Here is a 14,292-nt window from a genome sequence, read left to right as displayed (position 1 = left end):
GGGTAAAAAATAGCAAAAGTAGTAAAGAATAAAAACAACAAGTAACAAGCAAAAAATAACAAAACTAATTAGTCAAAAGTCAGAAGAACTGCTCTCTATCGGCGTTGATATCGAGCAGCAAAAGGAAAGATAAAAAGGAACCATTATGACGACTCTAAATATTCAGAACGTGACGACAAAAACGTTAACAGCACTAGCCATCAGCTCATTTGCATTTGGTGCTAACGCTTCAGTAGAACCACAGCAATGTGAAAACGTTCGCTTCGCTGATGTAGGCTGGACTGACATTACCGCAACAACCGCCGTTACTTCTGAACTATTAAAAGGCCTTGGTTACAAAACCAAAACCGACCTACTTTCAGTACCGGTGACTTACTCTTCAATGGCAAACGGCGACATTGATGTATTCCTAGGGAACTGGATGCCAACCATGGAAGGCGATATTGCTAAATACCGTGAAGCGGGCACCGTTGAAACTGTTCGCGCCAACCTTGAAGGTGCGAAATACACGCTAGCTGTACCTAAGTACGTGTACGACGCCGGTGTTAAAAGTTTCGCAGACCTAGCAAAACATACCGACAAATTTAAAGACCGCATCTACGGCATCGAGCCTGGTAACGATGGTAACCGTCTAATCCAATCGATGATCGACTCTGACGCATTCGGTCTAAAAGATTTCAGCCTAGTGGAATCAAGTGAAGCGGGCATGGTATCGCAAGTATCTCGCGCTGCTCGTCGTAGCCAGTGGATTGTTTACCTTGGTTGGGCTCCGCACCCGATGAACAGCAATGTTGAAATGGAATATCTTTCAGGCGGTGACGACTTCTTCGGCCCTAACTACGGCGGTGCGAATGTTTATACTAACGTTCGTTCAAATTACCTGTCTGAGTGTGCAAACGTCGGTCAACTTCTACAAAACCTAGAATTCACTCTAGAGATGGAAAATCAGTTGATGGAAGAGATTCTTAACCAAAAAGTGAAGCCAGAAAAAGCGGCTCAACAATGGTTGAACAATAACCCTCAACAAGTTGAAGCTTGGTTAGACAACGTAAAAACGCATAAAGGTGAATCAGCGACTCAAGCGGTTACTGAATACCTAAAACAAGTTAAAGCTTAGTTCTACCTATCTCAACAGCTACATAAATAATAAAGGTGGGCTTACCAATTTATCGATTGGTTTGAAGTAGCCCGCCCATAATAAAAGGCAATATTGTGAATTTTATTACGGAAAACAAAATCCCTGTCGGACAATGGATGGAAGCGGGTGTTGATTGGCTAACAATCAATGCAGCAGGATTCTTTGACGCTATTTCGATTTTTTTAGAAACCGTCATTATGTTTTTAGTCGATGTATTTAAGTGGATGCCGCCTGCACTGCCAATCGTGATGACTGCTGCGATTGCATGGTACTTACACCGTAAACCTTCGCTGGTGATCTTTGTGGTCGCGGCTTTGCTGACTATTCTTAACCTCGGCTACTGGCAAGAAATGCTGGAAACCTTTGTTCTCGTCTTTGCGGCGACAACGATTTCCGTATTAATTGGCGTACCGGTTGGCATCATGGCTGCGCATCGTCCTTGGCTCTATACGATGTTGCGCCCAATTTTGGATTTAATGCAGACCGTTCCAACGTTTGTGTATCTGATTCCAACTCTGGTTCTATTCGGCTTGGGCATCGTTCCTGGCTTAATCTCGACCATTATTTTCGCGATAGCTGCTCCGATTCGTTTGACCTACTTAGGGGTAACGAAAGTCCCTGAAGAGTTGATTGAAGCGGGTAAAGCCTTTGGTGCAAGTCGCATGAAGTTACTGCTCAAAGTTGAATTACCTGCCGCTCTGCCAAGCATCATGGCGGGTGTAACCCAATGTATTATGTTGTCGCTTTCGATGGTGGTTATCGCCGCTCTTGTCGGTGCTGACGGACTTGGTAAACCGGTTGTTCGTGCATTGAACACAGTGAACATCTCACAAGGTTTTGAAGCCGGATTAGCGATTGTTTTAGTTGCAATCATTCTTGACCGCTTGTGCAAAACACCAAACCAGAAGGAAGCTTAATCATGTCTATCTCTCAAGAACAAAAGCCAATGGACGCGATTGCCATTAAAAACCTTGATGTTGTGTTTGGTAACAAAGCCAATCAAGCGCTTGATCTACTCGACCAAGGTAAAACTCGCCAAGAGATCATTGATGAAACAGGGCAAGTTGTTGGTGTGGATAATGTATCGCTGACGGTGGAAGAAGGCGAGATCTGTGTATTGATGGGTTTGTCTGGTTCTGGTAAATCATCTTTGCTTCGCGCAGTTAACGGTTTGAATGAGATCAGCCGTGGTTCACTAACAATCAAAGACGGTGACCAACAAGTCGATTTAGCACAGTGTGATGAAGCGACTCTGCGTCATCTTCGTACTCACCGCGTATCAATGGTGTTCCAAAAGTTTGCTTTGATGCCATGGCTTAACGTATTAGACAACGTGGCATTTGGTCTTGAAATGCAGGGTGTCGCTAAAGATGTTCGTCGTGCTAAGGCGCGTGAACAATTAGAAATGGTCGGCCTAGCCGAATGGGAAACGAAATTCCCGCATGAGCTTTCTGGTGGTATGCAGCAACGTGTCGGTTTGGCACGAGCGTTTGCCATGGACACTGACATTCTATTGATGGACGAACCGTTCTCAGCGCTTGACCCATTGATTCGAGCTCAACTACAAGATGAACTGATCACGCTGCAAAACAAACTCAACAAGACGATTCTGTTCGTGAGTCACGACCTAGATGAAGCTCTGAAGATTGGCAATAACATTGCGATCATGGAGTCAGGCAAACTGATTCAACACGGTAAACCTGAAGAGATCGTTCTGACGCCGAAAACAGAATATGTGAAGGACTTTGTTGCTCACACCAACCCGTTGAATGTGCTTAAAGGTCGTTCTTTGATGCAGCCTCTTGATTCACTGACGCAAGAGAATGAAAGCTGGAAGATCTGCGATTCTAAAGACCTTTGGATTGAACAGAGTGAAGGTGCTTTATCGGTCAAAGGTGAATCGACTTTGGCGCTTGTCGAGTGGAGCGAGTCAGATGACTTAGCGGCGATCAGCGCGTCGAGTGTCGTGGTCACAAGCCCTGAAATTGGCATGCGTGATGCGATCAAGCTCAAGCAGATCAGTAACCATCCGATTTTGCTGGTTGAAGACAATCAATTGGTTGGGATCTTGGATAATAGCGAGTTCTACAACGCGCTGACAGGTAATTTTCAACTAAATAATGCTGCTTAGTCTTTTGAACTAAAATAGTCAGATATCGAAACATTTAATAGGTAGTGGGGCCATCACAACCTCCCTACCTATTTGACTGCTCTGCTTTTTTATTTGTTAACGACTTCTGGCTTTTTGTTACCTTGTTAGCCGATATAAGAGCGAAAATCGTGACTCATTGAGCAAAAGTGTTGCCCTGCGCAAATTCAGAGGCATAGAAAAGATTGAGAATAGTATGAACATCAGTACAATGCGGAAAAATTAATGACGTAATTTATCAATTTACAGTGTAATTTGAGCGGTCCTGACTCCGATTTCATGAGAGTTCTTCGCTTCGACACTGTAAAACCACTCACAGTATATTAGTACAAAGGTCTGCATCTTGGACAAACATGACGAAATCCTGGTCGCTATTCGACAAATTATTCGCGCTATCGATTTACACTCGAAAAAGCTGAGTAAAGAGTATGGTTTGACTGGCCCTCAATTAATTCTAATGAGAGCAATCCAAGAAATGGGTAATGTGACGATCAAAGAATTGTCGAATCACACCAATGTAAGCCAAGCCACAACCACGACGATCATCGATCGCCTAGAGTTGAATGGTTACGTACAACGTATCCGTAGTGTTGCAGACCGTCGTAAAGTGCATGCGAACTTGACGGAAAAAGGCCAAGAGCTGCTAAACAATGCGCCACCGCCGCTGCAAGATAACTTCGTTAAAAAATTCCAAAACCTAGAACCGTGGGAGCAGAGCCTACTGCTTTCCTCGATGCAACGCGTATCATCAATGATGAACGCAGAAGACATCGATGCTGCCCCAGTGCTACAGCTTGAAGGCATTGCCAACGTTGCCAAGAGCTAGTCAGGAAGATTATTTAATTGTTTTAAAACAATAAATTAGAATAATATTTAGTGGTCGCTTTAAGCGGCCATTTTTGATCTTGTAGCCTCTATCCCTTTGACTATTTCAGTCCAAACTGTCTTCCAATTACTCCTTTCGATTTTAAATTCCCAAGCTTTCTGATTTTTAATTTGTTTAACGTTTATTCACTTATTTCATAAACGCTTTGACGATTCTCTGACAAAATAACACTAGACCGACCGGTTTGTTGTGTATTATTGTGTGCCTCTCCTAACCATGAGGTGATGTATGAAACATGAATTGACGGCAACACAAATGACAGCGACGTTGAAGACTATGCAGGAAGCTTTTGCAGATGATCCGATGCCCACTGTGTCGGTGAGAATAGAACAGTTGCTTGCGCTGAAATCTGCTCTGATCGATTACACAGACCGTTTGTGTGCCGCGGTAAGTGAGGACTATGGTCACCGCAGCCGACAAGATACTTTGATGGCCGACATACTTCCTTGTTTAGGAAATATCGATCACACCATCGAGTGTTTGCCACATTGGTCGACATCTTCAATTCGCCACTCCGGTCCTTTGCTTTCAACTTCTCGTGTTGAAGTGGTTTATCAGCCTAAAGGCGTAGTGGGGATCATTGCCCCGTGGAATTTCCCTATCATGTTATCCGTAGGCCCGCTCATTTCAGCCTTGGCAGCGGGCAATCGCGCCATGATCAAGATGAGTGAATTTACGCCAGAAACCAATCACGTTTTAAGACAACTATTGGATGAAGTCTTCAATGCCAACGAGGTATGTCTTGTTGAGGGCGAGGTTGAAATTGCCGCGGCATTTTCGGCGTTGCCGTTTGATCACCTTCTGTTTACGGGTTCAACCCAAGTGGGTCGCCAAGTGATGAAGTCAGCGGCTGATACGCTAACTCCTGTCACGCTTGAGCTGGGTGGAAAGTCGCCGGTTATCGTGGCTGAAGATATGCCAGTCGATCTTGCTGTTGAGCGAATCATTTATGGTAAGAGCCTAAATAACGGTCAAGTGTGTGTTGCTCCAGATTACGTGCTACTCCCTGAAGAGAAGCTTGAAGCCTTCATTCTTGAGTATAAAAAACAGTACCAATTATTGTTTGATGAAGGGATCTACTCTGAGAGTTTAATCTCGCTCATTAACCCTCGCCAATGTGATCGTATTGTTGGTTTATTGAATGAAGAGCAGGAAGCTGGGACACGAATCGTTGCTTGCCATGACGAAGCGATGGACCTAGATACTCATCGATTGGTGACACATTTGATCGTTGAACCAAGCCTGTCATCCAAAGTGATGAACGAAGAAATTTTCGGCCCATTATTACCCTTGATTACGTATCGCAATATCGAAGAGGCGTTCCAAGTCATCAATAGCAAACCACGGCCTTTAGCGCTGTATCTGATGAGCTTTGATTTGAGTTTACAGTCCCAGGTTAAGCACCAAGTTCATTCCGGTGGAATGTGTATCAATGACTGTGTTTTCCATTTAGCGGTTGATGATGCGCCGTTTGGTGGCATTGGTGAATCAGGGCAGGGCAATTATCACGGTAAAGAAGGTTTTCTCACTTTCTCCCATGCCAAAACAGTTTTGGAAACGGGCTTAGATCATCGAGTTAAGCAGCTGTTTGCAAAAGAAGACAACGAATTAAAAACAGCAGTGATGAGCATGCTTGGTAAGTAAATCATTTCTGTCATTACGCTATTCATTATTAAGAAGTTATTTTTAGAGGTTATTTTATGTTGGAACGCTTTTTTGAACGAACCATGAAATCGTATTTGATGATTACTGGATTCTTAACCGCCACTGCTTTTTCCACTTTCTTGGCACCGGATTGGAGCATGCAGACCCTGTTTTCTTACAACGATACGATGATGGAAAATAAGGAGTACCTGTTGGGTACTTATCAGCACTGGGGGGTGATGGTTGGTTGTATTGGCGTGCTGTTGATGTTCTCTGCCAAGTACAAGTCACTACGTACTTCGACCATGATTTACAGCGCGTTTGAGAAGTCGATGTTTGTTGGCATCTTCTTATACAACGTTTGTATTAATGACTATGAGTGGTTCTACGGTTGGAGTGGTGTGTTTGCGCTTGACGCGTTTGTAACCATCTACTCTTTGGTTTATCTCTACTACTACCTCAATCGAGATAAAACCAAGGTGCCCGCTCATTTGCGTTAACCTCGCTTGTTTAACTCATTGAATCAAATATTTCTAAGCCCGCATTTGCGGGTTTTTTTGTATGTGCGAAATGATCTTCAAGGATCTTAATTGACATATCTTTGACATTTACACACTAGACCGACCGGTTTGTATTGGTTGTTGTTTAGTCATCAACTAGAAATGAGGTAACCACCATGACAGCCAATAATTTTAATTTTCAACTGAAAACCATTGTTCACGCGCAAGAGAACGGTATCGAAAATATTCCGTCTCTGTTTGCTCGATTGGGTGCGAAGCGAGTCGTGCTTTTTTCTGATAAGGGCTTGGAATCGTTGGGCTTTGTTGAGCAATTCTCGGCACTGTTTGTTAATCCGGAAGCTAGCCAAGATGCTGCGCAACTCGTCGGCGTGTATACCGACATTGCTCCGGATGCGACGTGCGACAACATTAACTCTGCAATTGAGTTTGCGAACAACTTGAATGCAGACGCTATTTTGTCAGTCGGTGGCGGTAGTGTGATTGATGCTTCGAAAGGCGTGAAATACGCACTTCATAAACAGATTGATGATATCCGCACTGTGATTGCCGGCGGTGGCTTTATGGAAGTGTGGCCAAATAACGAAGACATTCGAGTGCCTCACATTGCGGTACCAACAACAGCAGGCACGGGCGCAGAAGCTTCTCCGATTGCTGTTTTTTACAACGAGCATGAAAACATTAAGGCAAGTTTGGTTGCGTCTGGTTTAGAAGCTGACATTGCGATTCTTGATCCAACGGTTACGACTAAATTACCCGCTCACCTTACTCGTTCCACTGCGATGGATGCACTTACACATGCGGTTGAAGCGATTGTTTCGCCAATGAGCAACTCTTTTACCGATGCTTACGGTATCCAAGCGGCAAAATTGATTGTTGAAAACTTACCCGTGGCACTTGAGGAACCTGAAAATCTCACGGCACGCGGCAATCTTCTTCAAGCTAGCACCATGGCAATCTCTGCGTTCTACTCTTCATTGGGCGGTATCCCAATCCACAACTGTGCTCATGCCTTTGGTGCGATTAGCCATATCCCTCATGGCGACGCCAACACGGTATTGATGCCGGTAGTGATTGAAGCTTTGCCTGAATTCTATATGCCAAACGCATTCAAATTAGCCCAAGCGTTCTCGGTTGATTGCACAGGTACCGACGAGATGGTTTACCAGAGAGTGTTGGGCTTTTTAAACGATTTCCAAACTCGTGTCGGAGCGATGAAGCGCTTTAGTAGCTGGGAGTTTGATGATAATGAGAAGGTCAATATTGCCGAAGCAATTGAAAAAGATATTTGCTTCCAGTTTTACCCAATTTCAAAGCAAGTGATTGAACAGATTATAGAAAAATCCATCTAGTTAGTTGCTGAGAAGATTTAGTCATTAATTGTACACCGAGGACTCACCATGAAGATTGAAAACGTATTGCTGTCTAGCTTGTGCATTATCGCGCCATTCCTGATTTTCACCTAATCCATTCAACAGGGACGTTGTGACTTTTATTCCCGAGGAGGAAATAAATGATCAATAAACGTTTAACTACCGTGATTCTGACTGGTGTTTTGGCTGCTGTGTTTTTTGCCAAAGCAAGCGTTGGAAGCGAAAGCTCTAAGAACCTGGCCACTATGGTTCAATCGCAGCAGCATCAAGATGTCGTGCAACTGTTGGATCAAGCTTACCAAGGGCAATTGGATGCCCAGCTCTCTGTCGCTTATTTATATCTGAGCGGAGAGGGCGTCGAGCAGAACGATGATAAAGCTGCTCAATGGTTCGAGACCGCCGCGAGTAAAGGTAGCCCTGAAGCTCAAACTCAGCTTGGCCTGATGTATTTCTCTGGAAGTGGCGTTGAAGTGAGCCAAGCGGAAGCTGTCACCTGGATTGGTATGGCAGCCGCTCAAGATTATGACCCTGCGCTCGACTTATTACATTGGATGTCCCAAGCCGCGCACTAATTCAAATCCTAACCTGTGTTAATTGCAGAATAAGTTAATCACAAAAAGGTTAATCACAGAAAAGTTAATCATAGAAATTGGAGAACGTCTTATGGAGACATTCAAGAAATCCGTGCTGTTTACCGCAATGGCAGCAGCAAGCAGTGCAGCCTTTGCCGCCGAATCTGAAAAACCGAATATTGTCGTTATCGTCGGTGATGATGTGGGCTTTGCTGATACTCAGCCTTATGGCTCAGAAGTCGATACACCTAACTTGATGGCGTTAGCCGAAGAGGGAGTGAAATTCACTAACTTTCACGCTTCACCAACCTCATCAGTGACTCGCTCAATGATGTTAACCGGAGCAAACAGTCACGAGGTTGGGCTAGGAACCTTTGACTATGCCGTCTATCCGGGAGCTATTGGTAAGCCAGGCTATGAAGGTTATCTCACTAAAAAGGGCGTAACGGTAGCTACGTTACTTAAAGACAATGGCTACAACACCTATTTATCGGGTAAATGGCATTTAGGTCATGAAGATGGTTTTTTACCTGATGACCGGGGTTTCTCTGAAAGTTATGGCATTTTAGCTGGCGGTTCGAATCATTTTAATCGAGATATGATGTTCCCTGCCAAAAATGCTGCGACAGCCGATGCGCTGCAAAAAGGCGATATTCCCGGTGTTGAAGTTGAGCCAACTTACCGCAACGGTGAAGTGGTTGAGGATAAATACAAAGGCGAATACTCAGACCAAGTGTACACCAACGAGATCATCAAGATGATCGACAGCAAAAAAGACGACGGCAAGCCTTTCTTCGCTTACGTCCCATTCACCGGTATTCACCTGCCACTGCAAGCGCCTGAGTCGGCCTATCAAGATAAAGTCGATTACTACGTTGAACATGGTTGGGACTCGGTTCGAGAAGACCGTTTCGAACGTATGAAAGAGATGGGCGTGATTCCTAAAGAGGCTGATATCTCAGGACGTAATTCATTAAGCCGCCCTTGGGACTCGCTCTCTGAGAAAGAGCAAAAGTGGTACGGCAAGAAAATGGCTGTTGCGATGGGAATGATGGAGATGCAAGACCAACAAGTTGGGCAGGTCGTCGACTACTTGAAAGAAATTGGTGAGTATGACAACACTTACATTATGTATCTCGCCGATAACGGTCCAGAAGCTACTGATATTACCGGTGAAAATATTAGTGATCTGATCCGAACCTGGACCGCTCATCACTTTGATAATTCGACTGAAAACTTAGGCAAGGCGAACTCCAGTGTGTCACTTGGTCCTGAGTGGGCAAGCGCTTCAACCGGCGGCCTATCTTGGTACAAAGCTTATACAGCAGAGGGAGGTATTCGTGTGCCGTTTATCGTTAAGCCAGCCAAAGCGCTTCTAGAAGGTGAAGATGCGTTGCAACCGGGAACTCAGACTGACGACTTATCCCAAGTGAAAGACATTGCAGCCACGATTCTTGAGATCGCAGAGGTAGAGCATCCAGGAACGGAATATCAAGGTCGAGAAGTAGCACCAATGAGTGGCGTGAGCTTGTTGCCTTACTTTAAGGGTGAAACGGCAGAGGTGCACAGTGCCGATAATGCGATTCCATTTGAATTGTTTGGCAGTGGAATTCTGCTCAAAGGCGATTATAAGATCATCCGAATCTCTACCGGTATGGGGGGGGACAGTGAGTGGCACTTATACAACACCAAGAAAGACCCTGCTGAGCAACATGACTTGAGAAATGAAATGCCAGATCTGTTCCTTGAAATGGTCGCTGAATATCAAGAGTACGAAAAAGTGCAAAACATCGTTCCGGTTGACGAAGCGTGGAACCCGTTTGAAAACGTAAAATAGAGGAAATGAACCACTCGGCCAACCTAATGCCATCAAGCTTGGTTGGCCGATGAACACCGTGTAAAGGAATTACGAATTGTTTTAGCTAATACAATAACTTTTACATCGAGGCGCTCTTCATGACGACACTATCGCTATCAAACTTGAGTTCAATCCCGCAGTTCAATGGTAAGGCGCACAGCAAGCTTCAAGCGCTAGCAAAACCGATTGGGGCGGTGTGTAATATCAGTTGCACCTACTGCTATTACTTAGAAAAACAGCAGCTGCTTGAATACCCCAAGGGATCTCAATATACGATGGATGAAGTCCTGTTAGAGCGTTACATCAAACAATATATAGAAGGGCAGAATACACCGGAAATCATCTTTTCTTGGCATGGTGGAGAGCCAACCTTGTTGGGGATTGAATACTTTCAAAAGGTCGTCGCCCTGCAGAAAAAATATTGCCCTAGCCACAGTACTATTAGTAATGATCTGCAAACCAATGGCACCTTGTTGAATGATGCGTGGTGTAATTTTTTCAATAAACATGACTTTATCATCGGTGTGAGCATTGATGGCCCAGAGCACTTACATAATCACTACCGAACCAACCGTGCAGGCAAAGGCACTTTTTCTCAAACAATGCGTGGCATTCGCTACTTGAAACAACATAACGTCGAGTTCGTGACCCTAAGCTGTGTGAATGATGTGACAGGTAAGTATCCACTAGAGGTTTATCGCTTTCTACGCGATGAAGTGGGTTCGAAGCAGCTGCAGTTCATCCCTGTGGTGGATAAGCGCGAGGCTCATACCAACAATCAATGGTTGAGCAACCAACAAGCGATCATTCCTGTCTCTGGCGAAGTTGAATCGTGGAGTGTCGGTTCAGCGCAATGGGGAGAATTCCTTACTACCATTTTTGACGAGTGGTTCGAACATGATTTTGGTCGGGTATTAGTGCCGTACTTTGAAAATTTTTTCGGCGTGTGGATGGGCAGAGAAAGCACCATGTGCACCTTGAGTGAGATCTGCGGCAAAGGGTTAGCGGTTGAGCCCAATGGTGATGTATATTCATGTGACCATTATGTCTTTCCTGAATTTCAGTTGGGTAATATTCAGGAACAAGAGCTTTCATCTTTAGCCTTTTCGCCAAAGCAACAGAGTTTTGGGTTCTCCAAACAGAAGTCTTTGCCGAAACAATGCCAAACCTGTGAGTTTAAGTTCGCATGTCATGGGGAGTGCCCCAAAAACCGCATCATCAAAAGCCGAGATGGTGAGGCAGGGTTAAATTATCTCTGTGAAGGATGGCTGAGCTTCTTCAAGCATATCGCCCCGGTTATTAAGGGCTTACTCAAAGCCAATAATATTACGTCTCGTCTGGGGTAGTGAATTGGCGTGAATCGATTCAATCAAGATTTAAAGTTAGATAGAAGGCTCGCTAAATTGTGCGAGCCTTTTGGTTTTTGGTTTTTGGTTTTTGGTTTTTGGTACTTGGTCGCTGGTATCTAGTCAGCCGATTCTTGTGCTGGGCTCATGGCAAGAATGGTTTCATCCATGGCATTGTTTAGAATCGAACGGTTGCGCTGCATCGCAGCCATGAGCGTTGAGCCTAGCCATAAGCCATAGAGCGTTCGAGATAGCGATTCTGGTTCTGCGATAGTGAAATCACCATCGGCATTACCTTCTTCAAACAGCTTTGCCATACGCAGGATGATCTTTTCTGCGCCTTCCGCCATAGTCGATTGCAACGGGTTAGCAGACCCAGACACTTCTCCAGCCAGTTTTACGACAAGACATTGGATATTGAAGTCCTTAGTCAGCTTCGACGCGCACCAAAAATCGAAATAGGCTTTAACGCGATCACGACGAGAAAGCGATTCATCACTTAAAAAGTCGTCCAACTTAGCGAGGTGTTCATCAAAGTAGTTAGTAAGAAGGATCTCGCCAAAGTGCTCTTTGGATTTAAAGTAGTGGTAAAAAGAACCCTTGGTGCCTTCCGCTTGGTTGATGATTTTCATCAGGCCAACACCAGAAAACCCGTGTTCATTAATAAGGCTAAACCCTGCATCGAGCATAGCTTGTCGCATGTCTTTCATTGTTCTTACTCTTTATGCTGAGAATGAGGAATAGTGTAACCAGCAACATACCAACCGTCCAGTCTAGCGCGTTAGGACGCTGTCAATAGTTGACTCGCTTCGTCAAAGTGACTTGTCTCTTATTGGCACCTCTAAGCGACAAAACTTTTTTCAAGATAAGCGCATGCTATAAAATGAAAATAACAGCCTTAAAGAGCTTGTTTGGCACCTTAAAATGGCTAAATCTTGGTGTTTTAAGTTGCTGTTTTTATTGCTTTTTAATTTGGTGTTTTCTTAAGATCGTAATGATAGTCTTAGTTTAATTTCTTTAGGGGGCTAAATGGATACTAATAACAGCACTTATCATCACCACAGTTTTGCTCAGCAAGATTTATCAGAGCTTACATTTACAGCCTGCACGTTTATCCGTTGTGATTTCAGACGTTCGAACTTACGTGATTCAACGTTTATTAACTGTAAGTTTATTGAACAAGGCGATATTGAGGGGTGCCACTTTGATGTTGCCGACTTACGAGATGCAAGCTTCCAGAATTGCCAGTTGGCGATGGCGAACTTTAGTAATGCAAACTGCTATGGGATCGAACTGCGCGAATGCGATCTGAAAGGCGCGAACTTTACTCGAACAAATTTTGCCAATCAGGTAAGCAATAGAATGTATTTTTGCTCTGCGTATATTACGGGCTGTAACCTGTCATACGCCAATTTTGAACAGGCTTGTTTAGAGAAGTGCGAGCTGTTTGAGAACCGTTGGATAGGAACGTACCTTGGTGGCGCGTCACTGAAAGAGTCTGATCTTAGCCGAGGCGTGTTCTCAGAAGATGTATGGGGGCAGTTCAGTATGCAGGGAGCAAACTTATGCCACGCTGAATTGGAAGGGTTAGATCCTCGAAAGGTCGACACATCGGGGATTAAAATCGTCGCTTGGCAGCAAGAGCAACTGCTTGAAACCATGGGTATTGTTGTAATGCCTGATTGATTCTTATCATTCGGTTGTAATCAACCATAGTCGCTAGAAGAAAAGCCCAAAGCTAATAACTTTGGGCTTTTCCGTATCTGGTAACCAGCATTTTATAATGATTTTTTAAAAAGAGAACGCTTGGTGAATAGAGAACTGATTGGCTGATTAGTGCATGCCTGAACGCATTTTGTCGGCCAGGGCAAAGAACACAAACAACACAAAACAGACCAGAGCAACACCCAATGAAACCAAGATGGTTGTTGCGTCTTTTGATATCAATGGAACGACGATAGAAGCTAACGCTACCAACATAACAAGGATATGAACGATTCGTCCGATGATCGGGTTTTTATGACAGAATGAAGCCCATAGGTAACGCATTTTTAACACCAGTATAATATTAGTGGGTTTATTCTATTTTCTTAGTGAGTGTTTTGTAAATAACATTCTGTTACAGGAACCTGTAAATATGACCTAAGTCGTTTTACTATAAAACTGGTTAAATAACATAGGTTTATTTGTATTCTATAGAATGTATATCACCTAAATGATAATCATAGTATTCCGTATTCTTTAGGATGGTAAGTTAAATATTGTTCGATTTTCAGTTTTTGACTTAAGATCTCATTTACTGAGTGTTTTATTAAGAGCTCGTTTGCGTATAGCCATTGATATCGTAAATACCAACCAAATTTGAATCAGCCTAGAGCCTGTTATTCGTTTTATGTTATTTATCAAAGCGACTCCTCAAATTGAGAGCGAGGTAATCTTGTGAGTTTTTCTGTTTGATATACTCAGTACTCGTTCGATAAAGATGATGGAGATGATATGTCGAAAACCGCGAAGATCATTAATGAAGATAAGCTGGTAAAAAAAGCAGTTGAAGTCGGTTTTAAGATGGCAAAACTACAAGGTTTTGATTTGCCAAATTCATCCCAACCGATAAAGGTTAAAGCGGTGTACTTGTTCCTTGTTGAAGTCAATCAGATCACACCGTTACCTGACGATAAGCTTGATGGCGCGAACATCAAGAAGCGTTTAGCACTATGGCTTCATAAGGCACTGCCGGACAATGACCCATTAAAGTAAGCTGTAGCTAAACAGGAATGCCCTCACTTGTTTATTTTTAGCTTGTTACTA

The 14,292-nt window shown here is 43.8% G+C and carries 14 protein-coding genes; 12 read left to right on the top strand and 2 right to left on the bottom strand.

What is annotated here, in order from left to right; genetic code table 11:
• The first annotated feature begins 145 nt into the window (after window positions 1–145).
• The 10 genes from ACED45_RS13435 (at window position 146) to ACED45_RS13390 (ending at window position 11,484) form a co-directional block, all read left to right on the top strand.
• Window positions 146–1,117 carry a choline ABC transporter substrate-binding protein gene (locus ACED45_RS13435; RefSeq protein WP_371714244.1) on the top strand — a complete coding sequence of 324 codons (972 nt, stop codon included), beginning with the start codon at window positions 146–148 and terminating at the stop codon, window positions 1,115–1,117.
• 95 nt (window positions 1,118–1,212) lie between these two features.
• Complete coding sequence (gene choW, locus ACED45_RS13430) at window positions 1,213–2,055, top strand: choline ABC transporter permease subunit (RefSeq protein ID WP_060980753.1); 843 nt, start codon at window positions 1,213–1,215, stop codon at window positions 2,053–2,055.
• 2 nt (window positions 2,056–2,057) lie between these two features.
• Entirely contained in the window at window positions 2,058–3,269 is a 1,212-nt protein-coding gene (gene choV / locus ACED45_RS13425; RefSeq protein WP_371714243.1) for a choline ABC transporter ATP-binding protein, read from the top strand.
• Window positions 3,270–3,630: 361 nt separating this feature from the next.
• Window positions 3,631–4,113, top strand: coding sequence for a MarR family winged helix-turn-helix transcriptional regulator (locus tag ACED45_RS13420; protein ID WP_017632044.1), 483 nt, complete (start codon window positions 3,631–3,633; stop codon window positions 4,111–4,113).
• A 288-nt stretch (window positions 4,114–4,401) separates the two neighbouring features.
• Window positions 4,402–5,817, top strand: a complete 1,416-nt coding sequence (locus ACED45_RS13415) for a coniferyl aldehyde dehydrogenase (protein ID WP_371714242.1) — start codon at window positions 4,402–4,404, stop codon at window positions 5,815–5,817.
• Window positions 5,818–5,873: 56 nt separating this feature from the next.
• Window positions 5,874–6,317: a hypothetical protein gene (locus ACED45_RS13410; RefSeq protein WP_371714241.1), complete on the top strand. Its 444-nt coding sequence runs from the start codon at window positions 5,874–5,876 to the stop codon at window positions 6,315–6,317.
• A gap of 176 nt (window positions 6,318–6,493) precedes the next feature.
• Window positions 6,494–7,687 carry an iron-containing alcohol dehydrogenase gene (locus ACED45_RS13405; RefSeq protein ID WP_371714240.1) on the top strand — a complete coding sequence of 398 codons (1,194 nt, stop codon included), beginning with the start codon at window positions 6,494–6,496 and terminating at the stop codon, window positions 7,685–7,687.
• 161 nt (window positions 7,688–7,848) lie between these two features.
• Window positions 7,849–8,280, top strand: a complete 432-nt coding sequence (locus tag ACED45_RS13400) for a tetratricopeptide repeat protein (protein ID WP_371714239.1) — start codon at window positions 7,849–7,851, stop codon at window positions 8,278–8,280.
• Window positions 8,281–8,371: 91 nt separating this feature from the next.
• Complete coding sequence (locus tag ACED45_RS13395; protein WP_371714238.1) at window positions 8,372–10,117, top strand: arylsulfatase; 1,746 nt, start codon at window positions 8,372–8,374, stop codon at window positions 10,115–10,117.
• Window positions 10,118–10,236: 119 nt separating this feature from the next.
• The gene (locus ACED45_RS13390; RefSeq protein WP_371714237.1) at window positions 10,237–11,484 is read left to right on the top strand and encodes an anaerobic sulfatase maturase; all 1,248 of its coding nucleotides are present in this window, start codon (window positions 10,237–10,239) and stop codon (window positions 11,482–11,484) included.
• 119 nt (window positions 11,485–11,603) lie between these two features.
• Here ACED45_RS13390 and ACED45_RS13385 read toward each other — a convergent pair whose 3' ends face one another.
• Entirely contained in the window at window positions 11,604–12,194 is a 591-nt protein-coding gene (locus tag ACED45_RS13385; protein WP_371714236.1) for a TetR/AcrR family transcriptional regulator, read from the bottom strand.
• Window positions 12,195–12,513: 319 nt separating this feature from the next.
• Here ACED45_RS13385 and ACED45_RS13380 point away from each other — a divergent pair, with 319 nt between their 5' ends.
• Window positions 12,514–13,170, top strand: a complete 657-nt coding sequence (locus ACED45_RS13380; protein ID WP_371714235.1) for a QnrS family quinolone resistance pentapeptide repeat protein — start codon at window positions 12,514–12,516, stop codon at window positions 13,168–13,170.
• Between the two features lie 147 nt (window positions 13,171–13,317).
• Here ACED45_RS13380 and ACED45_RS13375 read toward each other — a convergent pair whose 3' ends face one another.
• Complete coding sequence (locus ACED45_RS13375; protein ID WP_102432460.1) at window positions 13,318–13,533, bottom strand: hypothetical protein; 216 nt, start codon at window positions 13,531–13,533, stop codon at window positions 13,318–13,320.
• 447 nt (window positions 13,534–13,980) lie between these two features.
• Between ACED45_RS13375 and ACED45_RS13370 the strand changes: the two genes are divergently transcribed.
• Complete coding sequence (locus tag ACED45_RS13370; protein WP_017061084.1) at window positions 13,981–14,241, top strand: DUF5062 family protein; 261 nt, start codon at window positions 13,981–13,983, stop codon at window positions 14,239–14,241.
• The last annotated feature ends 51 nt before the right edge of the window (window positions 14,242–14,292 follow it).

Origin of the sequence: Vibrio crassostreae (genome assembly GCF_041439375.1) — a bacterium.
Classification (GTDB): Bacteria; Pseudomonadota; Gammaproteobacteria; order Enterobacterales; family Vibrionaceae; genus Vibrio; species Vibrio crassostreae_D.
The sequence above is the reverse complement of the archived record's forward strand: the minus strand, read 5'-3'. Positions and strand labels throughout refer to the sequence as shown.

What these genes read in the sequence shown, in the direction of transcription:
- choV (WP_371714243.1), top strand. Translation starts at nt 2,058, where the DNA reads ATGTCTATCTCTCAAGAACAAAAGCCAATGGACGCGATTGCCATTAAA.
- ACED45_RS13400 (WP_371714239.1), top strand. Translation starts at nt 7,849, where the DNA reads ATGATCAATAAACGTTTAACTACCGTGATTCTGACTGGTGTTTTGGCT.
- ACED45_RS13375 (WP_102432460.1), bottom strand. Translation starts at nt 13,533, where the DNA reads ATGCGTTACCTATGGGCTTCATTCTGTCATAAAAACCCGATCATCGGA.
- ACED45_RS13415 (WP_371714242.1), top strand. Translation starts at nt 4,402, where the DNA reads ATGAAACATGAATTGACGGCAACACAAATGACAGCGACGTTGAAGACT.
- ACED45_RS13435 (WP_371714244.1), top strand. Translation starts at nt 146, where the DNA reads ATGACGACTCTAAATATTCAGAACGTGACGACAAAAACGTTAACAGCA.
- ACED45_RS13410 (WP_371714241.1), top strand. Translation starts at nt 5,874, where the DNA reads ATGTTGGAACGCTTTTTTGAACGAACCATGAAATCGTATTTGATGATT.
- ACED45_RS13385 (WP_371714236.1), bottom strand. Translation starts at nt 12,194, where the DNA reads ATGAAAGACATGCGACAAGCTATGCTCGATGCAGGGTTTAGCCTTATT.
- ACED45_RS13390 (WP_371714237.1), top strand. Translation starts at nt 10,237, where the DNA reads ATGACGACACTATCGCTATCAAACTTGAGTTCAATCCCGCAGTTCAAT.
- ACED45_RS13405 (WP_371714240.1), top strand. Translation starts at nt 6,494, where the DNA reads ATGACAGCCAATAATTTTAATTTTCAACTGAAAACCATTGTTCACGCG.
- ACED45_RS13370 (WP_017061084.1), top strand. Translation starts at nt 13,981, where the DNA reads ATGTCGAAAACCGCGAAGATCATTAATGAAGATAAGCTGGTAAAAAAA.
- ACED45_RS13380 (WP_371714235.1), top strand. Translation starts at nt 12,514, where the DNA reads ATGGATACTAATAACAGCACTTATCATCACCACAGTTTTGCTCAGCAA.
- ACED45_RS13395 (WP_371714238.1), top strand. Translation starts at nt 8,372, where the DNA reads ATGGAGACATTCAAGAAATCCGTGCTGTTTACCGCAATGGCAGCAGCA.